The following is a 22,276-nucleotide window of genomic DNA, read 5'->3' as shown; positions in this document are numbered from 1 at the left end:
ATGGTCAGGGCGTGCCAACTCGTCCAGGCGCCGTTGACGCCGGCTGCCGTGGCGCGGGCGCGCCAGCGCACCTTCCAGCCGTCGCTGAGCTTGCCGGACGGTACGGCGACGCCGGTGTAATTGCCGGAGGCAACGGCCGCAGTGCTGGTGCCGGACCAGATGGCTCCGCTGCCTTGGCCGGTGGCGGTGGGGTCGTGTTCGACTTCGACGGTCATGGTGATGGATCGGCCGTCGGGGTCGGTGACCTCGCCTCGGAACTCCGGGGTGAGGGTGGTGGCCGCGCCGCCGGTGTTGGTCGGCCGGACGTATTCGTTGGCGACTGTCGGTTTGGAGATGTCGATGGTCAGGGCGTGCCAACTCGTCCAGGCGCCGTTGACGCCGGCTGCCGTGGCGCGGGCGCGCCAGCGCACCTTCCAGCCGTCGCTGAGCTTGCCGGAGGGGACGGAGATGCCGGTGTAGTTGCCGGAGGGGACGGCTGTGGTCGTAGAACCGGTCCAGATGGCCCCCGTGCCTTGTGCGGGTGCCGCGGGGTCGTGCTCGACCTGGACGGTCAGCGTCATCGGCCGGCTGCTGGGGTCGGTGACCTCCGCCCGGAACTCCGGGGTGAGGGTGGTGGCGGCGCCGCCGGTGTTGGTGGGCCTGACGTACTCGCCGGACACCTTCGGCGAGTTCGGCGGCGGCGGGAGCTCCAGCGTGGTGAACGACCAGGTGTGGGCCGTCATCACGTTGCCCGCGCCGTCCTTCGCGCCGGTCACCTCGACGGTGTACTTGGTGCGCTCGGCCAGCGGCTGGGCGGGTGTGAAGGTCAGCACGGTCGTGGACTCCGCCGCGAGCGCGCCGGTCACGACGCCTCCCGCCGGGTCCTTGACCGTGATCTGGCCCTCGGACACCGGCTCGCTGAAGGTGGCCTTGATCGGGCCGCCGAGCGGCGCGTCGACGGCATCGGGTTGCGGGCTCGACGCCGTGACCGCCGGCGCGACGGTGTCCGGCTGGGCGGTGGTGAAGGACCAGGAGTAGGGCTCCATCACGTTGCCGGCGGGATCCTTCGCCCCGGCGACGCTGATGGTGTGCACGGTCTCCGAGTTCAGCGGACCGCCGAACGTCAGCGTCCATGTGGTGTTCGCGGCGTCCACCGCGACGTCGCCGGGCACCGGAGCCCCTGCCGCGTCGGCGGCGGTGATCTGCGCGTCGGAGACGGCCTCGGAGAACGTCACCACGACCTTGGTGCCGATGGGGACGTTCGTGGCGCCGTCCGCCGGGCTGACCTGCGCCACCGTGGGCGCGGCCGTGTCCGTGACGGTCGCGAACGACCACGAGTGCGGAACCATCGTGTTCCCGGATGCGTCCTTCGCACCGGACACCCGAACCGCATAGGTCGCGTTCCACCCCAGCGGCGCGGACGGCGTGAAGATCCACACCTTGTCGCCGCCCGAGGAGACCACGCCCGGAACGTCGGCTCCGCCGCCGTCCTTGACCTCGAACACCGCCTCGGTGACCGGCTCGCTGAAGGTCACCTTCAACGGGTTGCGCAGCGGCACGTCGACGGCGTCGGCCGATGGCTCCGTGGACGTCACCGTGGGTGGAGTGACATCCGCCTCCGTCGTGAACTGCCACGCGAAGGGGTCGGCCTCCTCGCCGTCCACGTCGGACGCGCCAGTCACGTTCACGCTGTAGGTGGTCGCGGGCCGCAGCGCCTCGGCCGGGGTGAAGGTCAGCACCGTCTGGCCGGCGTCCATGGCCGACGCTCCCTGGATCCCGGTTCCGGCCGGATCCTTGAGGGTGACGGTCGCGTCCCAGACGCGTTCGCTGAAGGTCACGGTGACCGTGGTGCCGGTCGGAACGCTGGAGCCTTCGGGCTGAGCCGCCGTGATCGTGGGTGGGGTGTCGCCGATCGACATGCCCGCCGGGATCTCTTCCGGGTCGAGGGTGGCCGGATCGATCGCGACGTCCTGCGGCAGCCGTTGGAGTTTGCTGGAGGTGACCTCGTGGGGGACGCCGATGCCGAGCTTCTCGATCACGTCGGCTTCCGCGTTGCCGATCGGCCAGGTCGCGGTGGTGTCCCACGGCTGGACGGCGTTGGCCTTGGCTTCGCCGTACGTGGGGAAGACGCCGTTGACGTCGTCCATCTCGAACTGCACCCACTCGGTCTTGGTGGGTGCGGGGGCGTCGTACTCGACGAAGAAGTAGGGGTGGTGGCTGCCGTCCGGTGCCGTCTCCGGGTAGTTGCCGGACAGGTACTGCCGCCAGTTGTTGGTCGAGCCCGACTCGACCACGGAGCGGATCATGACGCCGTGGTTGGGCGAGCCGTTCGCCCAGGCCTGGGTGATCTGCTCGATGGAGTACCAGAGCTCGCCCTCGGCCATCCAGTCGGAGCAGTTCCGGTCCTTGCCGTACGGGTTGACCACGTAGCCGTCCGCCACGGCGGAAGGCTGGTTGGACCAGGTCAGCGAGGTGGGTGTCCAACTGCTCGAGATGCGGTGCATGGAGATGTCACCGACGTTGCCGCAAGCGCTGGAGATGTAGTTCCACAGGATGATGTTCGCGTCCAGGATCTCCCGGCCCATGAACGGTGCGCCGGTGAGGTCGTACTTCAGGAACGAACGGTAGTTGTAGCCGTCCCGGCGGCCGGCGAACAGGGCGTTCGAGTTCGCCGAGTAGCTGCCGTTGACGTAGCTGCCGCCGTTGGCGATGAACGTGTCGGCGGGAGCTCCGGCCCCATGCCAGGGGGTGGGGTTGGCGGCGGCCAGGGTCACCGGGTAGGCCGTCGCGGGGTCGGACAGGAACGCGGCGTCGGGGGTGACGACGAGTGCGGCGTCGTCTCCGGTTCCGGTCAGCGTCGTCTTCGCGGTGCCGGCCTTCCCGGTGCCGGGGGCGGCGAGCTCCTTGGCGTCCATGATCGGCAGCGCGGACAGGTCGGCGACTTCCTTGCCGGCGGCGAGGGCCGCGGGTTTGCCGCTCGAAGACTTGCCTAGGCTCATGCCGGAGGGCGGGTCGATCAGGATGGGCAGCTTGAGGCGTTTGCCGGGCCGCTCGCGGATCACGATCTGCTGCTGGTAGCCGTTCGGGGAGACGGTGACGACCAGGTCGATCTTGGGGCCATAGGCGTCGCGGTACGTGGCCGTGCTGCCGGAGAGCTCGGGTTCGGGCAGCCTGCCTGGTGCGGCGACGCTGATCTCGCCGGGCTGCCCGTCCGTACGGCCGAGGGCGTCGCCCTTGGCGGTGAGCAGCGGCTTCGTGCTGCCGCCGTTGGACAGCTGGATGTCGAGCTTGGTCATCCGGGGTTTGACGACGCCGTTCTCCACGACCAGCGCCGTGTCGGTCTTGTGCCAGGCGTCGCCGCGTCGCACGCGGATGACGTCGCCGTAGACGTAGGTCTTGACGGTCTTGCCGCCCGGAGTGGCGACCGTGGTCATGTTCTCGGTGTGGAGGCTGGGGATCTCCACTTCTTTCCCGGTGCGCAGGGCTTCGGCCTTGGCGGTGCCGACCGGGTCTGGGGCGGCGTTCGTCGGCGTGGAGCTCGCGGGTTGGGCGAGTGCCGGGGATGCCAGGAGTGAGGTCGCGAGCAGGAGTGTTGTCAGGATGGAGCCTCGGCGACGCGTCACGGCGGATAAGCCGGACGTGGGTCGAGAGCGAGTCACATTAGCCCCTTCATTGCCGAACGGGATAAGGCGTGATAACACTCGCAGTCTGTAAACTGGATGTAAATATCGGTTTTGTGTCTGGTAAGAGACCTTCCGCCATCAAAGCAGATGAGGTTCTAGTTGATGTGTTCGAAAAATCTCTCAGCGATGACGCGGCCCGAGATGCTCAAAGCCTCAACCTTCCGCCCGCGGAAGGCTTGCTCGTGCGGCTCTACCGCGATACGACAAAGGCCCTCCGGGATCATCCCGAAGGGCCTTTGTCAGTGGTGCAGCCGGAGGTACTCGAAACCCCAACCTTCTGATCCGTAGGGAAAGGCGGATGCCTCGTCAGCGGCATCTCGCTTTGCTCAGATGATGGATGCGAGTCGGTGAAGAATGATCCTGTAAGGCGGTGTTGCTGTACCGGCTGCTGTACACCACTTTCATGGGTGCGACCTCAGTCGACGGAGTCGATCTCCAGGACCTTCGTGAACCTGACCCAGCCGTCAGCCGCCAACCACCGGAACCCGTCACCAGAATTCCACGTGCTCATGGCCCACACGTCTGTCACCTCGGCGGGAAGACTTGGCGCGACCGTCGGAAGCGGCGCGGAATCTCGCATCAACAGGTCGGCCACCTTGAAGGGGGCAGTGGTGAAGCCAGGGAACAGAACAAAGGCATGGCGGCGTGGCGCGGCGGACTTGGCGAGCTTGCGGAGGACATCCGCCTGTTCGGCCTCCCGCAGCCAGTTGCCCACCCACTGAGCCAAGGCATCCCCGGTGTCGGCGACGAACCCGCCCGCCTTGTCGGGCGGCAGGTCGATGGTGAAGTACACACTTCCAGGGAAATCGGTGCCGCTCTGGTTAGCACCCCTGATGCCCAGTTTGAAGGCTTGCGCGAAAGTCGGGTCGCTACTGTCCCACCGGGAGAATTCCCGGATCCCACGCTGTTCCCAGTCGGTAAGCAGCGCAGGAAGCGCCTGGAGAAGGGGCTTCACAGGTGTCGACGGCTGGAGTCTCAGGAACCATCCCCCAGCAAGACTGGCGTAGATACGGCGCCCCTGACCATTCACGAGCTTCCACAGCTCGATGGAGTCGCCGTCAGCCGCCGCGCTGACCTCCACCGCTCCCCGGAGAGCTCCATCCTGAGAGAACAGATTGAGGTCGTGCATGCCCGGCTCTGAACCATCGTCGTATTGACGCACATTCATCCCAGGCAGCGCGGCCCGGATACATGCCAGAACCCATCTTTCCTCGGGGCGAAGCTTTCCCATAAGGGCCATTATCTAGCATGAAAGCATCAATCATCACCGGTATTCGTCCACATGGGCACACTACGTAACCGAGCTAGGCTTCCGGCGTGATCCGCGCGGTGGTCTTCGGTGTCAGTGAGTGCCTGGTCGACGAAACCCGTTTAAGAAGGTAACCAGCCGCCCGTGGAAAACCTGTCGATCAGCACACTGAACAGGGATTACGGTTGCGATCGACTCACGTCATTTCTAACTGGTCTCGGCGCTCCCATGAGCAGTGCCGGAACAGGGCAGGAGGCCGCTTCATGGCGATCCCCAAGAAGGGATCACGGCTCATCACCGTAGATGGCACCACCTTCCGCTGGCGGGTCCGTCGTAAGCCCACGTACTGCCAGGCGAACAGCTGGGGGCCGCTGACGTTCGCGGTGGAACTGGCCGAGGCCCCGGGGCGTGTTCTCCTGGTGTCGCTACCCTGTTCCCGGCCGGACGCATGGTACGGAGAGCGAACGATCGCTATACAGCCGACACTCGTGACGGCGACCATACGCCAAGCCCTTGATCGAGGCTGGGATCCGCGGCAGGCGGGTAACGTCTTCGACCTCGGTCTCACGGACGATGATCTAACTGACGTGATGAACGGCCAACCACCTGCCTACGAGGTGCCCTTCATGCGGAGATAGCTAACTCCACCCCCAGGACGACCTTCCGCTTTCCAGGCGGAGCGATCACCCTGCTCCGCTCAACAGACACGAGGTCAGAGGGTGGTGGACGGCTGTCGCCGTGTGCTCGTGGTGACCGACGTTGTCGTCACCGTTGTCGTCAGCCCTCACGTTCCAGAACCGAGGCCGGCCGAACACCCCTCCCAGGCATCAGCACAGATTGCTCCCGCTGGGGCCAGAACTGACCTGCAAGAAGTAGTCATCGCTGTCCTTCTCTTCCGGACTGTCGGAGTACCCCACCGACAGATAGACATTCCGGCTGTTGATCACCTTAGTGAGGCAGACCTGCGTTGCACTCTCCTCCTGCTTCGGCACCGGCGCCGACTTCCAGCCGTCCTTGATCGCAGCCTCGCGGTAGAAGGACGGCACATCGGCACGCGATACCGAAAGCCGGTAGGACTGCTCGGCATACGCGAGCCGGTCATCGTCATTGCACCCCCCGAGACGTTTCCCGTCCGGCTTCGCCTCGACCGGACGGGCATCAAGGATGCTGAGCACTACGAGAGCCGAAGCGAGCCGCTTGTCATCGTCGGTACAACGGGGAAACGGCGAGCGGGGCATCAACAACAAGCCCAGGCGATCCACCACGAAACTGCCGACCCCCAGGACGCCTACGACTGCGGCAGCACCAGCAAGGCCACCGACCACCAGCACCACGACAATCAGACGCTTCATGATCTAAAGCCTAGTATCGGCCCCGATAGGCCCGATAGATTCGATCGCCTCCTACCAGACGTCTGACCCCCTCATCCGATATGCGACCCCTTCATTACGAGTTAGATCACGACCGTCCAGGACCGTCCACGGCCGTTTCCCGGGCCTGGTCGAGAGAGCTCTACGAGGTCCCTCGGTCCACGATCATCCAGGTCCGTCTAGACCTGTTGTTAGCATCCGCGTTAGCAAGATCACTTAATCGGGTGCTCAGGCGGGAGCGGGTCACGAACCTTGTCGATGTCCTGCCTGCGGCTCGCGCCGAACGCGGCGAAATTACGTCGTCCCTGAGTGAGGCTCAGCTCATAGTTGGGACCACCGCGGACCTCGTCGGCGTCATGCTCGTCCTGCCCATCGTCCTGCCAGAAGCACACCGGACAGATCTCGTCCCTGCCCCGTTCATCAAGTGTGAGGAACCCGCAACACGGACATGGATACGGCTCATCACCCTTATGCCGGACGATGTTCATGAACGTCACCCCCACACGGTAACGCCCCGTCCGTCACCCCATAGCTCCACATCAGACGGGCTCTCACACGGATCACCTATCAGTAATCCGATCAGCGCTTATCGTGCAGGATCTCCATCGCGTGGAGCACGTCCGTAACGACGTAGTCCGCCTCGTGCCCCTGGTCCTGCGACACCCCCTGGTCGATCCAGACCGTACGAAGGCCGGCGGCTCGTCCCCCGCCGATGTCCTTGACGAGCTGATCACCGACCATCCATCCCCCGTCAGCAAGATTCATGCCGCACCGCCGGACGGCGATCTCGAACAGACCGACATCCAGCTTACGGATGCCTTCGAGCCCCGAGAGCGCGTAGGCGTCGACGGCTTCAGCCAGTCCGGTCCGTTGGATCTTGCCGAGTTGGTTGTCCGCCGTTCCGTTGGTGACGATGGCCACCTTCCACTTGGCTGCACGGAGCCGTGACAGTTCCTTCATCACTTGGGGCCGGCAGCGCACCAGGTACGGCATGCGCTTGCGGTAGCGGCCCCACAACTCCTCAACGGACTCGGGGAGGGCGAAGTGCTCGCGCACCGTGCCGAAGAAGACCTCACGATGCGGGTAGCCCACCTGGTCAAGAGCGATCAACCAGTCGACCGCCTCGGGCTCAAGCCGGTGCTCGTCGACGAACTCCGCAGCCCACGCCTGGAACGCCTCGTCCAGGTTCACGAGCGTGTTGTCCAGGTCGAAGAGCACGAGTGGCTGCACGACAACTCACCCTATGGGGGACAGCCAGAGCAGAGACACCCGCATTAGGAGAGCGGTAACTGTGTGGTCGGCTTATTCCGGTTGACCTGCACGAATGCTTAGCACAGGCAGCATCGCTTGCAAGATCATCCCGTACCTGTCCCGTAGTTGGCCGCCGGGTCAGTCCTTATGAGTGTGTCTCATATAGACACCACGCTACTGACCGGCCTCCACCTCACTACGCGGCATTGGATCGCGTAGCGACGTCGTAGGCGCCCTTGACCCACCAAGGTGCGACCCGCTACCGAGGTTGATGTTCTCGATAGCGGACCACGCCTCGACTATCTCCTACCCACCGAAGCGGAGCACTTCATAGCCCTTTAAAGAGGCCTCCCAAGCGACGTCTCAATCTGCTACCCGCACAAGTAGCTTGCCCAAGTTTGCGCCGCTGAACAGCTGGTGGAGAGCGTGCGGGGCAGCTTCAATGCCGCCGTCGACGATTGTCTCGTCGTAGTGGAGCTTACCTTCGCCGAGCAGCCCAGCGAGGTATGTGATCGCCTCTTCGAAGCGGTGGGCCCAGTCAAGTACAAGGAAGCCCTTGATCGTCGCCCGCTGCATGATCAGCTGGACTATGTTGGTGAGACTTCCAGTGTGTTCGCCGCCCTTGTTATAGCTGTTGTACTCGGAAATCATTCCGCACAGGGAAACCCGGGCACCGATGTTGAGCCGCATCAAAATGTGATCCATGACCGGCCCGCCAACGTTCTCGAAATCGACATCGATCCCATCCGGTGTGGCGGCGTCGAGCTGTGCACGCCAGTCAGCGGCGTGGTGGTCGATGCAGGCGTCATAGCCGAGAACCTTGACGGCGTGTTGGCACTTGCTGGGACTGCCAGCAATGCCAATCACCCGTCCCGCCCCTTTCTGCCTTGCGATCTGACCGGCAATCGAGCCGACCGCACCGCAGGCGGCAGAGATGACGATTGTCTCTCCCTCTTTCAACTCGGCCAAGTCGATCCCGAGATAGGCCGAGATGCCGGTGTGGCCGAGGACGCCGAGAAAGGCCGACTCGGGTGCCGGCAGTGGGGTCGGCAGGACAGTAAGCGGCGCCTCCAGCTGTGAGTCGTCGGCAAGGACCAGTTCCTGCCAACCGGTGAAGCCGCTGACAGTGGCCCCGACCGGCATGTCTTCGCGCCTGGATGCAACTACTTCGCCGACGCCGAAGCCACGCATCACTGCGCCGATCGGGACCGGAGGTTCGTAGCTACGCATATCGCTCATCCAGACGCGGGAGGTTGGGTCGAGCGAGAGAAGCTTGGTGCGGACCAAGGCCTGACCGTCGGCCAGCTCCGGTACCTGCTCTTCAACCAGTTCGAGGTCACCGTCGGTGAGTTGCCCAACGGGTCGGCGTCGTAGGCGGTAGGCCCGGTTGATGCGGTTGATGCGGTTGCCAGTCATACTAGACACCTACATTCTCGGCCGTCGGTGCGGCGTTGATGCCAGCCTTCGACGCGGTAATTTCGGATATGTTCGCAGCGCCGCCGGTACCGAAAGCTTCCAGTTCGCTGGGTGCGAGGCAGATGATCGCCTGAGCAGCCTCCAGGTCCGGTACGTCCTCCAGCGGGCCACTCCGCCGCGCGGTCACCCGTTCGACGTCCAACACCTGCCGCACCAACGGCGTCCCCAGGAAGCCTTGCTGCGCAGAGAGCAGAAAGTCGCTCGGCTTCATGGCGTCAGACTACGACGCCACCCGACATCTCCAAGGCGTTTTTCGGTCACATCTCGTGGAGTGACATCGTCACGGTGTTGGCGATCACGGCCTGGGGGTCAAAGCGCGTGGGCGGTGCTGGTCGCGACCGGCCGAAGAGCCGCAGCGCGGCCAGCGACCGCCCGACGCGCGCAGGCCGCCGCAGGCGGACTGCCTTGAACCAGTGAAGACAGTCTGAGCCCACTACACCCTGAGTGAGACCTGTCCGTCTGATCCGGCCTGGTCATGCTCACTGACTGCTGCGGCTTCGAACCGGTCGCCAGGAGCTTCGATCTCGGTGAACTCCAGCGGACGGCCTCCTTGCTGAGCATCAGCCGGCGGACCAGCAACAAGGGTGTGCCGATGGGCTCCATGTTGAGGTCCTCGTAGGTCTCGCCGTAGGGCATCTGGGTGTGGACCGAGGTGATCCAGCGCAACGGCCCATGGGTGCGCTCCAGGTGGGCGTAGTAGTCCTCGGGCTCGATCTCGGAGTTGATCTCCATGCCTCTGCCCTCGCCGGTGATGGTGGCGACCTGGTCGGCTAGGAGGTAGGAGCACAGGTGGATGCGGGCGCGGGTCTTGGTGTGCTGCCAGTAGGCGTAGCGGTAGACGCCCATGCGGCCCCGGCGCACCCCCAGGACGTCGGCTTTACTGCCCTCGATGGTCATGAACAGTGCCGAGTTGGGAGTGACACCGCCTGCGGTGCGTTCGGCCTCGCTGGCGACGGTGACGTGTTCCCATCCCTGCTTGCAGGTCTTCGCGCTCTGAGCCGCCCATGAGGATGAGGCGGCGGTCAGGGGTGGGGCGGACGAAGGTGCCTCGGCCGTGGGCGACGGTGAGCAGTCCTTCGCCGACGAGCTGGGCGATGGCCTTGCGGATCGTCGGGCGTGAGGTGGCGTACTCGGAAGCGAGGAACGCTTCGCCGGGGAGGGCCTGTCCTGGCTGGTAGTGGTCTTGGACCACGTCTGAACGCAAGAGGTCGGCGATGATTCGCCACCGGGCGGCGCCCTTGTCATCGGTCATGCCGAGTTCCCCTTCTTCTACGGTAACAAGCATGTGGTCCCCGCGGTGGGTGCGCGCAAGCTGCGTGACCTGTCGGTGGAGGACGTTGACCGGTGGCTTGCGAGCAAGACGGATGAGCTGAGCACTCGATCCCTCAAGCTGATTCACGGCATCCTCAACCGTTCGGTGAAGAGCGCCATGCGCCGCGACAAGCTGAACGATCTCTGTGAGATCCCGTAGGGTGCGACGGCCGTACCTCCAAAGCGCTCACGCTCGCTCAGGCCGGCTCCGTCATCGTCCTGGCGGAGCAGGCCAACCCGCGCATGCGAGCGTACGTGCTGCTCTCGCTGCCGATCGGTGCCCGGGCCGAGGGACTGCGTGCGCTTTTCTGGTCGCACGTGGTCGCCTGCGACGAAAGCCGCAACATGTGGTCACCGGTCACCGAGACCGGCCGGGAAACGAACAGTTCGCGATCTACGTGTGGCGATCCGTGCGGCAGAAGGGCGACACCAAGACCGTCAAATCGCGCCGTTCCCTCGAACTCCCCCGGCGATGCGTCGACGCACTGCGGGCGCTCCGGAGGAACAGGAGAAGGCAGGGACAGAAGCGGGCCTCGTCTTCTGTACGTCGAAGGGCACCCCGATGAGCGCAGGCAACGTGCGCCGCGACGTACGAAAGAGCATCGAGAAGGCAGGACTCCGTGGCACCGACTGGACCCCTCGCGAGATGCGGCACAGCTTCGTCACAGGCGCCCAACCAGAGACGACAACGGTCCTGAACTGGGCGCACGGTCCACGGCCGTCCACCGTTGTCCGGCCCCGTCCGGGGCCGTTGTCACCCAGAACTCGCGCTCTCTGCGCATCCTGTCATCAGTGCTGATTTCGGTGACTCCCCACAGCACCTCGGCAGCGAGCGGGATTCCTGCGCGCCGGGTGACCGGTGTCCGCCGATCAGGCCGCGTGTGGCTCGAACCAGACCGACCCCAGGTCATGACCGGAGGTGAGGCGAACGTCGGCGTTCAGCGCCGCGGCCAGATGCCGCAGCAAGGCGATCGTCGGCGCGGTCCCGCCTTCCTCGATGCACTCGATCTCATCCTCGGTCATACCCGCACGCTCGGCCAGCTCCGCCACGGTCAGTCCAAGCGCACCACGCCGGTCATACAGCGCCTTACCAAAAGCCAACGCTTCACGGATCATGATCCGTTCGGGATCCTCGATCTCAGGTTCAGGCCGCACCCAGCGGGTGTGATAACCAGTCATCACACCTTCCTCTCATAGATCTCGGCCACCAACCCGTGGTGGTCGCGTTCACAGATCTTCTGCGCCCGGACCGCCCTGTCGATCTGCCGTTGATCGTGCTGCTTGGTCTTGCGGAAAACCGTGAGCAACACGATCGTCCTACCCGGAGTACACCAGTACGTCACCCGAGCTGCAACATCACGGAGCCGAACCCGCAGTTCCCAGACTGCCCCTTCCAGATGGTCCGACCATGGACCGCCAAGCTCAGCCCCTTTTTCCGCCAGTAGACCGGCTACCTCGTCAACCCGTTTGAAGTCGCTGTCGCTCAGGTTGTCGAGCCACTCACGGACCTCCGGCTCGATCTCAAATCCATACGGCTTATGTACCTGAGACTCCCTCCACGCACTCACCTCACTCAGAGTAGCGAATCATCGCCGACGGCAACGGTCGAAGAGTCACCTCGCCCGCCCGAGACGCCAAGGGGGCATGACACAAGCGTGTGCTCACGTGTTAAGGCGACATCTGGCTAAGCGACGTGGCGAGGTGGTTAGGCGGCAAAAAGAGAAGCCCCCACCTGTTTTCACAGGTGGAGGAGCTTGTGGTGGGCACTACTGGGTTCGAACCAGTGACATCTCGCTTGTAAGGCGATCCGAGCGGGGGCGTGACCAGGGCCGATACCGGCCCTGACCTGGGCGTACGGTCCACGACCGTCCATCGACGTCTGCCCCCGTCCGGGGCCGTTGTCACTCAGTTAGTCACCCAGAACTGGCGTTCTCCCCAGGTTTTCGCAATTCGTCCACCCAGAGAGCCTTGGCATGTTGGGCTCTTCCGGCTACAGGAAGTAGTTGATGTATCCGACGAAGACGATCGCGTTGCGAGCCAAGCCGAGCAAGTTACGCCAGATCGACTTGGGGCACACCGACGGGTAGGGCTATCGGGAAATCGCTCGGCTGCGGACAGATCAAGTACGTCGACTAGAACTTTACCGATAAGCAAGGCTGAGGAGTCCGCGGGTTGCACTTCTCTACCGGTGACCATAGCGGAACGCTTCCCTTCGATCCTCGGCCGGCTGTGGTGCCGGTTATCTATGCTTACCCAACAATGATGTTGTAGGTAGCTGTCGCAGGCAGAGTGGCGTTGTCGCCGGCCCACTGGACGGTGTACCTGTACCGGCCGCCCACGGTGGTTGTATCGGAGAAACTGAATGACCCGTCACTGGAAGGGGTCACCGCGGGCAAAGTGGTGGTGATAGGCCGGTTACCCGTGAACAGCAGCGTGCGCAGCACTGTCAGCGAGAGATCCGAGCCGGAAGCTCGGCCACCGAAGTTCAGCTCGCCGCTGAACTGAAGCTGTTCATGAGCCTCCCCACTCACTGGCCCAGTCAGGGTAAGCGAGGGCTGCTGTTTGGCGACCGTGACGGTGACGGAGGCCGTGCTTCCCCGGAAACTCGTACTGCCCTCCCAGCTCACGTCATAGTTGACCTCCCCGGCGACCTGCGGAATGTCGGTGATGGTGAACGTGCCGTCGGCCGCTGTGGTCACACCAGCGAGCGTCGTACTGGTTTCATCGGGCAGTCGGCGGGTCACCGCGAGCGGCTGCGTACCCGGATCCGACCCGTCGGCGAATGTGAGTCGACCGGTCAGGGTGAGCGGTTCCAGCGCGGTCGCCGCGGATGGGTCCGTCAAGGTCACCGTGGACGTCGGGAGAGTGGGTCCCGCCAACCGCCACAGGTGAAGCCTGTCGGTGAACTCCTCCCTCAGCACGGCGAAAACATCGGTGCCCGAGAAAGCGAGGCTTCCCCTGACCATCTCGCCGGCGGGGTTATCCTGCGCGTGGATTTTCTCCGTTGTCCCGGTGTCGTACAGTGCGATGCCCCGAGAAGATCCATAGAGCCACCCGCCGGCGATGTGAGCACCGTCCGGGCTGATCGCGATGGCTACCGGGTAGCCCGCGAACGTCGGGAATGGCTCCGCACCATAGGTACGGACCTTCGCCAGGCTGGTGGTGTCCCAGCCCTCATACCGCTCCGGAGGCCCGAACGCCGAGAAGACCGTCGAGCCGTCAGGTGTGATGGCGAGGTCGGGCGGGGAACCATGATCGTACGTGAAACCGTCGATTTCGCCGCGCATGGTGGTGGGGGTGGTGCTCACGTCGTACACCAGCAGGTCCGAAGGACTGTGCCCAGTATCACCGACTACAAGCGTATCCCCGGCGGCGGCAACCAGCGGAGCGCCATGCATACCGTCCACGAGCATGACCGGTTGTGGCGTCGAAACCGATAGGTCGAGGCTCACGACGCCGCCGGTCCAGTCGGAACAACCTCCGTGCCCGACCCACAGCCGGTCGCCGGACAATGACATGTTGGACGGGCACGGGTACGCGGCTAAGTCGATCCGGCGGGTGATGGTGAGGGCGGCGGTGTCGATTTCGACCACCTCATTCGAATCGCGCAGTGCCACATAGAGGCGCGTGTCGTCTGGCGTCAAGGCAAGATCCACCGCGCCGGGCAGATCGGTGATAGCACCAGTGAGCGCGCCCCGGCTGTTCGCGACGGCGATTCGATCGATCAAGGCGACAAAGACCTTGCCGCCGCCCGCGACCACATCACCGCCCTGCGTGTAGACGTCGAGGGATACGCCGAGATCGGTCGTCGAGTCGGCGGCCGAGGCCGTGGACGGCACGGCGGTGAGAAGGCCGGCCATCACGGCCAGGGCTCCGCCGAGAGCGGCCGATCGGCGCGTCAGCCGGGCGACCAGTGACCTGGCTGCGTAAAAGTGTTCCAAGGACGCGGGACGCACACATGCTCCGCTCTGAAGAGGGACAGGGAGAAAGTAAGAGCGTCCTGATCAAGCCAGAGAAGCACACATCCAGTCAAGATCTACGATCAATAATTACTGCGGCAGATCGGACTCATGTTCATGTATCTCAAAAGCGCTATACACGTAGACGGATGACTTACACACGGAGAGTTGCCCAAGCGGCCGACTGACCCGGGTCGGGACGCGGCCGGAGTACTCTTCCATTCCGCTCACGGTGCATGGGGGTATCCCTTCGCCGTATTCACTCAAATCCGACCTGGCCTATCGCTCCCGTCGAGGCACCTGGCATCCCCATGACGTGACCTGTTGTACGGCTGAGACTGCCTGAGCGCGCGAAACTCTCGATCGTAGCCGCCCCTCAGCCGACTTCTGTAATAGTCCTTGGGACGACTGCTGTCCGATTATGTCGTCCGAGTGGTCCTCATCAAGGCACTCAGGACCAGATGGCGCCGAGATGATCTGGCTGGCGCCATTATCCAACGGACACTATTGTGGTGTGCAATGGAGTGCTTTGCCGCTTGGCGTACCCGTCACTGAGGGCCAACTCGCCGCTGACACCAGGCCGTGAGCGGGCCAACTGATGCCCTTTTTTCGTTCAGATATCACGCCCTCAGCCCGAAAGGCGCACTTCCATGCTCATCCGCCCCTTTGTTCAGCACGACCTGGCGCGGCTCACCGAATTGACCATCGAGACGTTCCGGCCGTTCTACGAGGACTACTTCCGCCCCCTGGTGGGTGAAATCGTCTTCGCCAACCAGCACGGCAACTGGCGTGACGACTATCGCGAGCAGGTCGCCGATCTCCACCCCCCGGACCGGCACAGGTACGTCGCAGCCGCCGAGACCGAGGATGTCATCGTCGGCTACGCGGCCTGGTTCCTCGACCCGGCTCGCAGGAACGGAACCGTCACGCACCTCGCCATCTTGGCCGAGCACCGTCGACACCACGCGGGCACCGCGCTGTGCGAGCACGCCTTCGGTGAGATGCGCGCCCTCGGAGCCGAGGTGGTCGAGATCGCACCGGGGGCGACCCCTTGCACCCGCCAGAGCTCTTTGCGAGAAGCTCGGGTGCACCACGCTTCCAGTCGCCGTCTACTCCCGCAGGCTCTGACCGAAACCCCTCCGGAACGGCGCCCTCACCGCCCGTCCCGGAGGGGGCGAGCACCTATCCGACCTTGCTTTTGAAACAGGCCCTGGATCTGCCCGGCGCACCTACACGCGCAGAGGCGTGGGGCGAAGCCTTCAGAGTTAGTCACCCAGTCGTCGCTCTTACCCTGCGCCCCGAATGAGAGAAGGGGCGTTTCGCCTGGTAGACAGCACTTATTGGTGGGCACTACTGGGTTCGAACCAGTGACATCTCGCTTGTAAGGCGATCCAAGCAGGGGGCTGGCCAGGGCGGATATCGGCCCTGACCTGGTCGTATGGTCCACGACCGTCCACCGTTGTCCGGCCCTGTCCGTGGTCGTTGTCACCCAGTTAGTCACCCACGCCCACGCGTCTCCTGCCACCACCAACGCTCCCATAGGCGCGTCCATGCTTGTCGGTGAAGGCTGTCATCATGACGCGCAACTGATCAAAGGAGCTGTGGTGACAGACCCTCGCGAGGAATTCGGCTGGCTCTCGGGTGATGGACCGTTGGGTGACATCTACTGTGTGTCCTTCATCCGGGACCTGAGTCCGGCCGAAGTACTGACGCGCTTGGGCGCAGAGCCAGACTCGATCGAGAAAGTCACCTTCGACGAGCTTGATGAGCGTGTGATGGCGAACATCCAGGAGACTGACGGCCTGGAAGCCGGCCATGTCGGCGTGACGAGTTTCGATGGCTGGACCCTGCTCGTCGAGCCCTGGGGCGGGTGGGGGGCCTTGCGGGAAGTACTGACCGAGCTTTCCCGGGGCACGGAGATGGTGTCCGTCTGCCGTAATGACTATGCCTCGCATATGTTCGGATACGCGATCGACGGTGACGTGATCACGAACTTCATGCTTGAGCGCCTCAAAGATCGCGAGGGAAGTGATCCAAGTCGTCTGACGGCTTCAATGCGTGCTGTCGGACTGGACCCTGACCACGCCCTCGAGGATGACAGGGTTGACGATCCGATCGCCTGTGCGTTCGCACTCGCAACCAGGATCACAGGTATCGCCTTCGCCGACTGGGACCCCCATGAAACGGATTTCCTGGGAGCCGAAATCGTTCCGGACTAATCAGTGATCCGTACTGCCGGCCATGAGAGCTTCCTTCGATTCGGCGGCTTGGGGGACCTTGCGCCGCGTTAGCAGCGTCGCGACGTCGACAAGTTCCTTGGTCGCGTGCCGGTTCAGCTCGACGACATCGGCCACGATGGGCAGGCTCACCACTGCGGCCGCCGCCGCTTCGCCAGCCTCGGCGTGAACCTTGGCCAGGCACGAGCCGTACCAGGCATAATCCTGCTTTCCCACACCCGCGCCAGCACCCGCAACGCGCCGCTGCGCTGCCTTGGAGAACGCGACTTCGCCCTGCTCACGCAATGCTGGCGCTCCCTCCAGCACATTACCGCCAGCCCCAGCAGAATCGGAGACCTCGTCAAAGCTGCGCTTGTTCTCACCCATTTCAAACATGGCTACCTGACGTGAAATTCGCTGAAATCATCTCAATGAGTGGCAGTGGATCTCTCAGAGGCGAGCGGTAAAATGACCGCGTGACGGTCCAGGATTTCAGTGAGTGGCAGTGGATCAACGAGCCCGCGAAGTGGGCGGCGGGTGAGGATCTCCGAATCACCGCCGAGGCGCGCACCGATCTGTGGCGGGTCACCCACTACGGGTACATATACGACACCGCCCACATCTTCGGCAGGACGCTGCCGGGCGACCTGCGGGTGACCACGACCTTCCAGGCCTCCTACGCCGACCGGTACGACCAGGCGGGTGCCATGCTCCGGATCGACGAGAGGAACTGGATCAAGGCGGGCGTCGAGTACGTCGACAGTAAGATCAACCTAAGCGCCGTGGTAACCAGGGACTTCTCCGACTGGTCGATGCTCACGGTGTCCGAGCCGGTGGAGTCGGTGACATTGGAACTGGAGCGCAAGGGTGACGCCGTGACCGTGAGGTACGGGCTCAACGGCGCGGCGCCGGTCACCATGCTCCGCTTCGCCTACTTCCCTCCGGGGGTCCCGGCACTCGCGGGCGTCATGTGCGCGGCCCCCAGGGGCGAGGGTTTCGAGACCCGCTTCACTTCGGTGACGGTCTCCTGACGCCACGGCGGCGGACCTGGCGCCGTTGCGCGACGAGGGAAAGGGCCGTCCGCGGACCTCCCAGGTCATGCGAGAACCACCACATGCGCCTTGTCCGCTTATAGCCAATTTGCCAGTGGCATACAAGGCTCAGACACGCAGACAACAAGAAGGTCGCTCTCCGAAGACCGGATAGCGGCCTTTTGACTGGCCAAACTAAGTGGGGCTATCAGGACTTGAACCCGGGACCTCTTCCTTATCAGGTAAACCGGCAGGAGGCGGGACCACGCACTACACCCGCCCCACCTGCGTGAACGGTTCGTGGTGATCCACCGCTGTCGGGCCCCGTCCATGGTCGTTGTCACCCAGATAGTCGCCCAGAACCCGCGCTCTCCGCAGGCTTCCGCGGCTCCTCCGCCCAGACGTCCCGGCCGTTGCTCCACAGCTCGGAGGCGTGGTAGCCGAACCGGTCGAACAGGCCGTCGTCCTGGTAGCGGCGCAGGTGCATCATCGGCGAGTCGTGGCCGACGAGCTTGGCCAGGTGTGGGGTCACGAGCATCTCGGAGTCGAAGCGGAAGACGCTCATCGCGATGTGCTCGTCTCCGAAGCGTGCCTCGATGCCGGGCACGTTCCGAACCTGCTCGATCTCCGAGAGGGTGATCCGGGTGCGGGTCGGCTGCCGGTCGGTGCGCTCTTACTCCGCTCTTCCGCTACGAGCACGGGTTCGTCGTCGGCACCAAGGCGTAGCTTCCAGCTCAAGGAACGGGTGCGCCCGGCTCTCACCCCGATCCGCCCGCTCCCGAGTTCGCCAGAGTGTGGAGTTCGAGTGCGGCACCGGCCTGACCGATCCGCAGCGTGGCGGCGTGCGAGCGTTGCTGGACCAGTTGCGCTGCTGGCCGGCGGATTCCGGCATATCCGGCGAGCGCGGCCGGAACCGGAAGGTCAGGCAACGTGAGCAGTTCGGAAAGCACAGCGGCATCCTGTAGGCCCACTCCCGCGCCCTGGCCCAGTCGTGGACTCATGGCGTGCGCTGCGTCGCCTGCGAGCGCGATCCGGTCGGCGGCCCACTCATCGGTCACGACTTGGTTGATATTGGCGTAGAAACCGACGGGCTCCGTGCGCATGGCCTTGACGAGACTGGCCAGCGGACCCCGTAGGTCGCCGTAACCCTCAGCCAGTTCGGTGAGCGTGCGGTCGCGGTTGTTGTCCGGTTCGCCGGGCAGGAACACGACGCCGTGCAGTGTCGTGCCACCGTTCAGGACGAAAAGGCTCAGACGGCCATCGCTGGTCATGGCGGTGAGGTCGAGGCCGCCGGTGTTAGGGACTTGGAAGCGCACCACGGCACTGCCCGCGTAGGTGGGATCCGGACCGCCGACGACGGTGCGCCGGGTCCAGGAGTTGATGCCGTCGGCGCCGATGACCGCGTCGAACTCGCCGCTGGTGCCGTCGCTGAACCCGACCTCGGCGTGCGGGCCACTGTCGTTGATCGCGACCGCTGTGATCCCGGTGCGCACCAGGTCGCTGACGGGTTTCCAAAGCCACAGCTGCAGCTCGGAACGGGTCGTCACGACCCCGTCCATGGCGGTGATTCGGACCGGGACGGAGGTGTTCGGGTCGAACATGATGGTTCGGGCGAGCGGATCCGCGGTCAGATCCCGCGGCACCAAGCCCAGTTACCGCAGGGCTTCGAGATGCCTGTCGGTCAGGCTGATCGCCCAGCCGGCTTCGGTGATGACCGGCGCCTGTTCGACGACGGTGACCTCGATGTCGCCGGCGCGGCGGAGCCCGTTGGCCAAGGCCAGACCGGTGAGTCCAGCTCCGATGATCAGGACGCGGCGGGTCATGCGATCGCCATCCCGCCGTCGATCGCGATCACTTGGCCAGTGACCCACTCCGCAGCGGGGTCGACGAGCGCGACGATCCAACGGGCGACTTCGTCCGCGGATCATCGGCACGTTAACCGGGAAGTTCGGCCAGGGAGCGAATACCGCGACCTCGCGCACAGCAAGGCCGGCCTCCTTGATCGCGGCCTGCGTGCGCCGGTTGAGGTGGCAGCCCGCGGCGATGCGCTGCCACAGCGGCGTGAGAAGGTCCTGAATGCGTCCGCGTGCGCCGGTATCGCGCACGTGCTCGCAGAACACGAACGTCCCGGCCGGCGCTGGGCCGAGCGCGCCGAGTTGGACGCCGGCCACGTCCAGTTCAGCGGCGAGCTTCGCCTGAGCGTCGATCACCCGGTGCACGGCGTCGGCGGTCAGGTCCTTCCGGCCGTCGGGGACGCTCGGCGCGATCAGGGCCTCACCGGCAGTTCCCCATGTGCCGTGAACGTGTGGCGGAGGTGCTCCGGAGGGGTGCTCACCGGCCAGTCGAACCTCACGCCCGTTTTCGCGCTCGTCCACCTGCCCCACGCGTAAAGCCGGCGGAACATGGGCTCCGACTCGCTCCCCGTCTCCGTGAGCTCGTAGGCGCCTTGCGGAGCGCCCGGCTGCCTGGGAAGACGACGCACCAGGCCAAGGTTGCCCAGCTCACGCAGTTCCCGAGCGAGTACCTGCTTGCTGATCGGGGCCAGGAGCCGCCGGAGCTCGCCGAAGCGCTTGGCACCGTCGAACAGGCCGTGGACGATCCACACCTTCCATCGACCGCCGAGGCTCACCAGCCAGTCGACATCGGGGCCGACCCGATCGCCGAACCACTCACCCCAGCCCTTGAGCTCCCGCAGGATCGGCTCGGAATCCCAGCCGAGCCGCGTGAGGGAATACCACACCCTCGGCGGAATGTGAGCGGATACGGTCCGGCGGACGGCGCCTGCCCGCTCGAGCTCCCGCAACTGCGTCACGAGCGTCTGACGACCGGCCTGCGGCATGAGGCGGTGCAGCTCGGAGAACCTTTTGGCACCACTGAGCAGGTGGTACATGCTCCAGAACATCCACTTGCCCCCGACCCCGGTGGCACCGTAAGGGCACACCGAGGTCTTCTTCACCCGCGGCATCGAGACCCCCATCTTCGGCCGGTCACATAAAATTGCGCTCTTCTCCGCCTGAATTCTCCCGAATACCTTCGGATGCTACTTGGCGGCCATGGCGCCGCCGATCCAGCGAATCGGGTGGAGATGACGAAAGACACGCACGCGCCACGACGGCGGCACCTCATCCGGAAGGCCATCATCATCACAGTGGCCGTGCTCATCGGTATTCCGGCGCTGCTCGCGCTCGGCCTAGCCGTGTGGGACGGCGCAGCCGACCTCGATCCGCGGCGGACCCTGCTGCCGGGTGTCGCGCTCGACCTGCGGACCGCGAACACGGACCGGGGCCCGATCGAGTACGACCTGTACGGCACCGAAGGCCCGGTCGTCCTGTCGGTGCACGCGGGCCTGGGCGGCGCCGACCAGGGCCGGCTGTTCGCGAGCCTGCTGCAGGACGACGGATACCGGATCCTCAGCCCGTCACGTCCCGGGTACCTCGGCACGCCGCTGAGCAGCGGGCAAACCCTCGACGAGCAGGCGGATCTGCTGGCAGCCCTGCTTGATGAGCTCGGCATCGACCGGGTCGGCGTCTTCGGGGTCTCGGCGGGCAGCCCGGTCGCGTATGCATTCGCCGCGCGCCATCCGGAACGGGTGTGGGGACTGGTCTCGATCGGCGGCGTGAGCCTGCCCGACCCCGGCGCCTCGCCCACCTCTTCTGTGCAGACCGCCTTCATGAACGCGATCGGCCAGAAGCTCGCGAAGCTGACCGCATCGGTCTCGCTCGAGTCGATCATCTCCGGCACCCTGGACGAGACCAGCACATTCACCGAGAGTCAAAAGGCGGAACGCTCCGATCACATCATGCGCACGAAGGATGTCCGGCTCTTCTTTGAGGCGATGTTCGATGCGACCTTCCCGTACGAGAAGAGAATGCCGGGCACCGACAACGACTCGCTGCAGACGCGAGAGATGGCGATCCCGTTCGACCGCATCACCGCGCCGACGCTCATCCTCCATGGCAAGCAGGACGGCGACGTGCCGTTCGAGCACGGCGAGAACGCCGCCGCGCGGATCCCGGGCGCGCAGCATCACTGGATGCCGGACGAGGACCATCTCGGGTTCTGGCTGAGTCCTCGGGCCGAGGAGCCGCAGCGCATCATCCGGGAGTTCTTGCGCGAACACGCCTCGCGGCGATAGCTCACGAAGGGAGATGCGGCGACCATCGGAGGCGCTCACTGGGGGGTGCGACGGAAAGGTACCGCGCCCACCTGGAGCCGCAGGTCGGGAAGCAGGGCTGACTACGGGGGTTTCGGCGGCGGTCCGCCGCCGAACTGGACGTGGCCGGCGTCCAACTCGGCGCGCTCGGCCCAGCGCCGGCCGGGCCGTTCGTGTTCTGCGAGCACGTGCGCGATGCCGGCGCACGCAGGCCGCGATCAAGGAGGCCGGCCTTGCTGTGCGCGAGGTCGAGGTATTCGCTTCCTGGCCGAACTTCCCGGTTAACGTGCCGATGATCCGCGGAGTGGCAACGCCGGTTGATCGTATGCCCGGCCGACAAGATCAACGCGGTTTGGGGCTCATGGCGGGATTCTTACCGCCACCCTAAACCTCCTCAAGGGCGGACTTCGCTGGGTTCAGGCGGAAGGGGGTGTGGCGGGCGGCTCTGTGTCAGGCGATGGCCATCGCTGCCAGGGCGAGGATCGAAGCGCCGAACACCACGGTGTGCCGTACGTTCTGGAGGGTCCACGTCCAGGAGGGGAAGCCGTCCTCGGCCGCCTTGAGCAGGGTCGGCACGTCGATGCGGGCCAGCATCGGG

24 protein-coding genes are annotated in these 22,276 nt (G+C 64.9%); 7 read left to right on the top strand and 17 right to left on the bottom strand.

All coding sequences use genetic code 11. The annotated features are described in order from the left end of the window. Window positions 1–3,602 (bottom strand): Ig-like domain-containing protein (locus tag ABT061_RS27895; RefSeq protein ID WP_350923385.1); only part of this gene is annotated, 3,602 nt, incomplete at its 3' end. Between the two features lie 68 nt (window positions 3,603–3,670). Between ABT061_RS27895 and ABT061_RS27890 the strand changes: the two genes are divergently transcribed. Further along, window positions 3,671–3,943 (top strand): hypothetical protein, encoded by a 273-nt coding sequence (locus ABT061_RS27890; protein WP_350923383.1) that lies wholly within the window; start codon window positions 3,671–3,673, stop codon window positions 3,941–3,943. Window positions 3,944–4,077: 134 nt separating this feature from the next. On the opposite strand, the gene ABT061_RS27885 is transcribed toward ABT061_RS27890, so the two are convergent. Beyond that, entirely contained in the window at window positions 4,078–4,893 is an 816-nt protein-coding gene (locus tag ABT061_RS27885) for a hypothetical protein (RefSeq protein ID WP_350923381.1), read from the bottom strand. 281 nt (window positions 4,894–5,174) lie between these two features. Here ABT061_RS27885 and ABT061_RS27880 point away from each other — a divergent pair, with 281 nt between their 5' ends. Beyond that, entirely contained in the window at window positions 5,175–5,549 is a 375-nt protein-coding gene (locus tag ABT061_RS27880; protein ID WP_350923378.1) for a hypothetical protein, read from the top strand. 189 nt (window positions 5,550–5,738) lie between these two features. Here ABT061_RS27880 and ABT061_RS27875 read toward each other — a convergent pair whose 3' ends face one another. From ABT061_RS27875 to ABT061_RS27845, 7 genes are all read right to left on the bottom strand, one after another. Further along, window positions 5,739–6,263, bottom strand: a complete 525-nt coding sequence (locus ABT061_RS27875) for a hypothetical protein (protein WP_350923376.1) — start codon at window positions 6,261–6,263, stop codon at window positions 5,739–5,741. A gap of 230 nt (window positions 6,264–6,493) precedes the next feature. Then, window positions 6,494–6,769 (bottom strand): CPCC family cysteine-rich protein, encoded by a 276-nt coding sequence (locus tag ABT061_RS27870; RefSeq protein WP_350923682.1) that lies wholly within the window; start codon window positions 6,767–6,769, stop codon window positions 6,494–6,496. Between the two features lie 91 nt (window positions 6,770–6,860). After that, window positions 6,861–7,511, bottom strand: a complete 651-nt coding sequence (locus ABT061_RS27865; RefSeq protein ID WP_350923374.1) for an HAD family hydrolase — start codon at window positions 7,509–7,511, stop codon at window positions 6,861–6,863. 384 nt (window positions 7,512–7,895) lie between these two features. Beyond that, window positions 7,896–8,948, bottom strand: a complete 1,053-nt coding sequence (locus ABT061_RS27860; RefSeq protein ID WP_350923371.1) for an NADP-dependent oxidoreductase — start codon at window positions 8,946–8,948, stop codon at window positions 7,896–7,898. 1 nt (window position 8,949) lies between these two features. Further along, window positions 8,950–9,219, bottom strand: a complete 270-nt coding sequence (locus ABT061_RS27855; protein WP_350923369.1) for a hypothetical protein — start codon at window positions 9,217–9,219, stop codon at window positions 8,950–8,952. A 98-nt stretch (window positions 9,220–9,317) separates the two neighbouring features. Next, window positions 9,318–9,905 carry a hypothetical protein gene (locus ABT061_RS27850; protein ID WP_350923367.1) on the bottom strand — a complete coding sequence of 196 codons (588 nt, stop codon included), beginning with the start codon at window positions 9,903–9,905 and terminating at the stop codon, window positions 9,318–9,320. Further along, window positions 9,886–10,260, bottom strand: a complete 375-nt coding sequence (locus ABT061_RS27845) for a GntR family transcriptional regulator (RefSeq protein WP_350923364.1) — start codon at window positions 10,258–10,260, stop codon at window positions 9,886–9,888. Before ABT061_RS27845 ends, ABT061_RS27850 begins: the two co-directional genes overlap by 20 nt. Before the next feature lie 45 nt (window positions 10,261–10,305). Here ABT061_RS27845 and ABT061_RS27840 point away from each other — a divergent pair, with 45 nt between their 5' ends. Next, window positions 10,306–10,479, top strand: a complete 174-nt coding sequence (locus tag ABT061_RS27840) for a hypothetical protein (protein ID WP_350923362.1) — start codon at window positions 10,306–10,308, stop codon at window positions 10,477–10,479. Between the two features lie 710 nt (window positions 10,480–11,189). Here the strand turns inward: ABT061_RS27840 and ABT061_RS27835 are convergent. The 3 genes from ABT061_RS27835 to ABT061_RS27825 all read right to left on the bottom strand — a co-directional run bounded on the left by ABT061_RS27835 (window position 11,190) and on the right by ABT061_RS27825 (window position 14,275). Further along, window positions 11,190–11,435, bottom strand: a complete 246-nt coding sequence (locus tag ABT061_RS27835; RefSeq protein WP_350923360.1) for a helix-turn-helix domain-containing protein — start codon at window positions 11,433–11,435, stop codon at window positions 11,190–11,192. Window positions 11,436–11,497: 62 nt separating this feature from the next. Further along, entirely contained in the window at window positions 11,498–11,887 is a 390-nt protein-coding gene (locus ABT061_RS27830; protein WP_350923357.1) for a type II toxin-antitoxin system RelE/ParE family toxin, read from the bottom strand. 681 nt (window positions 11,888–12,568) lie between these two features. Then, window positions 12,569–14,275, bottom strand: a complete 1,707-nt coding sequence (locus ABT061_RS27825; protein ID WP_350923356.1) for a hypothetical protein — start codon at window positions 14,273–14,275, stop codon at window positions 12,569–12,571. Between the two features lie 653 nt (window positions 14,276–14,928). Here ABT061_RS27825 and ABT061_RS27820 point away from each other — a divergent pair. Then, window positions 14,929–15,480: a GNAT family N-acetyltransferase gene (locus tag ABT061_RS27820; RefSeq protein WP_350923354.1), complete on the top strand. Its 552-nt coding sequence runs from the start codon at window positions 14,929–14,931 to the stop codon at window positions 15,478–15,480. Between the two features lie 348 nt (window positions 15,481–15,828). After that, window positions 15,829–16,497, top strand: coding sequence for a DUF6461 domain-containing protein (locus ABT061_RS27815; protein WP_350923351.1), 669 nt, complete (start codon window positions 15,829–15,831; stop codon window positions 16,495–16,497). Here ABT061_RS27815 and ABT061_RS27810 read toward each other — a convergent pair whose 3' ends face one another. Further along, window positions 16,498–16,881 carry a hypothetical protein gene (locus tag ABT061_RS27810; RefSeq protein ID WP_350923349.1) on the bottom strand — a complete coding sequence of 128 codons (384 nt, stop codon included), beginning with the start codon at window positions 16,879–16,881 and terminating at the stop codon, window positions 16,498–16,500. An 89-nt stretch (window positions 16,882–16,970) separates the two neighbouring features. On the opposite strand from ABT061_RS27810, the gene ABT061_RS27805 reads away from it, so the two are divergent. After that, on the top strand, window positions 16,971–17,525 hold the full coding sequence (locus ABT061_RS27805) for a DUF1349 domain-containing protein (protein WP_350923347.1): 555 nt from the start codon (window positions 16,971–16,973) through the stop codon (window positions 17,523–17,525). 340 nt (window positions 17,526–17,865) lie between these two features. Here ABT061_RS27805 and ABT061_RS27800 read toward each other — a convergent pair whose 3' ends face one another. The 4 genes from ABT061_RS27800 to ABT061_RS27785 all read right to left on the bottom strand — a co-directional run bounded on the left by ABT061_RS27800 (window position 17,866) and on the right by ABT061_RS27785 (window position 20,490). Beyond that, window positions 17,866–18,132 (bottom strand): hypothetical protein, encoded by a 267-nt coding sequence (locus tag ABT061_RS27800; protein ID WP_350923344.1) that lies wholly within the window; start codon window positions 18,130–18,132, stop codon window positions 17,866–17,868. A gap of 151 nt (window positions 18,133–18,283) precedes the next feature. Beyond that, complete coding sequence (locus tag ABT061_RS27795; RefSeq protein ID WP_350923342.1) at window positions 18,284–19,168, bottom strand: FAD-dependent monooxygenase; 885 nt, start codon at window positions 19,166–19,168, stop codon at window positions 18,284–18,286. 9 nt (window positions 19,169–19,177) lie between these two features. Beyond that, entirely contained in the window at window positions 19,178–19,735 is a 558-nt protein-coding gene (locus tag ABT061_RS27790; protein WP_350923340.1) for an FAD-dependent oxidoreductase, read from the bottom strand. A 56-nt stretch (window positions 19,736–19,791) separates the two neighbouring features. Beyond that, window positions 19,792–20,490: a winged helix-turn-helix transcriptional regulator gene (locus ABT061_RS27785; protein ID WP_350923337.1), complete on the bottom strand. Its 699-nt coding sequence runs from the start codon at window positions 20,488–20,490 to the stop codon at window positions 19,792–19,794. A 183-nt stretch (window positions 20,491–20,673) separates the two neighbouring features. On the opposite strand from ABT061_RS27785, the gene ABT061_RS27780 reads away from it, so the two are divergent. Continuing rightward, window positions 20,674–21,660 (top strand): alpha/beta fold hydrolase, encoded by a 987-nt coding sequence (locus ABT061_RS27780; protein WP_350923335.1) that lies wholly within the window; start codon window positions 20,674–20,676, stop codon window positions 21,658–21,660. The last annotated feature ends 616 nt before the right edge of the window (window positions 21,661–22,276 follow it).

It is taken from the genome of Streptosporangium sp. NPDC002544 (assembly GCF_040295965.1).
Classification (GTDB): Bacteria; Actinomycetota; Actinomycetes; order Streptosporangiales; family Streptosporangiaceae; genus Streptosporangium.
The sequence above is the reverse complement of the archived record's forward strand: the minus strand, read 5'-3'. Positions and strand labels throughout refer to the sequence as shown.

What these genes read in the sequence shown, in the direction of transcription:
- ABT061_RS27885 (WP_350923381.1), bottom strand. Translation starts at nt 4,893, where the DNA reads ATGGGAAAGCTTCGCCCCGAGGAAAGATGGGTTCTGGCATGTATCCGG.
- ABT061_RS27880 (WP_350923378.1), top strand. Translation starts at nt 5,175, where the DNA reads ATGGCGATCCCCAAGAAGGGATCACGGCTCATCACCGTAGATGGCACC.
- ABT061_RS27875 (WP_350923376.1), bottom strand. Translation starts at nt 6,263, where the DNA reads ATGAAGCGTCTGATTGTCGTGGTGCTGGTGGTCGGTGGCCTTGCTGGT.
- ABT061_RS27870 (WP_350923682.1), bottom strand. Translation starts at nt 6,769, where the DNA reads ATGAACATCGTCCGGCATAAGGGTGATGAGCCGTATCCATGTCCGTGT.
- ABT061_RS27860 (WP_350923371.1), bottom strand. Translation starts at nt 8,948, where the DNA reads ATGACTGGCAACCGCATCAACCGCATCAACCGGGCCTACCGCCTACGA.
- ABT061_RS27855 (WP_350923369.1), bottom strand. Translation starts at nt 9,219, where the DNA reads ATGAAGCCGAGCGACTTTCTGCTCTCTGCGCAGCAAGGCTTCCTGGGG.
- ABT061_RS27850 (WP_350923367.1), bottom strand. Translation starts at nt 9,905, where the DNA reads ATGACCATCGAGGGCAGTAAAGCCGACGTCCTGGGGGTGCGCCGGGGC.
- ABT061_RS27845 (WP_350923364.1), bottom strand. Translation starts at nt 10,260, where the DNA reads ATGACCGATGACAAGGGCGCCGCCCGGTGGCGAATCATCGCCGACCTC.
- ABT061_RS27835 (WP_350923360.1), bottom strand. Translation starts at nt 11,435, where the DNA reads ATGATCCGTGAAGCGTTGGCTTTTGGTAAGGCGCTGTATGACCGGCGT.
- ABT061_RS27820 (WP_350923354.1), top strand. Translation starts at nt 14,929, where the DNA reads ATGCTCATCCGCCCCTTTGTTCAGCACGACCTGGCGCGGCTCACCGAA.
- ABT061_RS27815 (WP_350923351.1), top strand. Translation starts at nt 15,829, where the DNA reads ATGCTTGTCGGTGAAGGCTGTCATCATGACGCGCAACTGATCAAAGGA.
- ABT061_RS27810 (WP_350923349.1), bottom strand. Translation starts at nt 16,881, where the DNA reads ATGGGTGAGAACAAGCGCAGCTTTGACGAGGTCTCCGATTCTGCTGGG.
- ABT061_RS27785 (WP_350923337.1), bottom strand. Translation starts at nt 20,490, where the DNA reads ATGCCGCGGGTGAAGAAGACCTCGGTGTGCCCTTACGGTGCCACCGGG.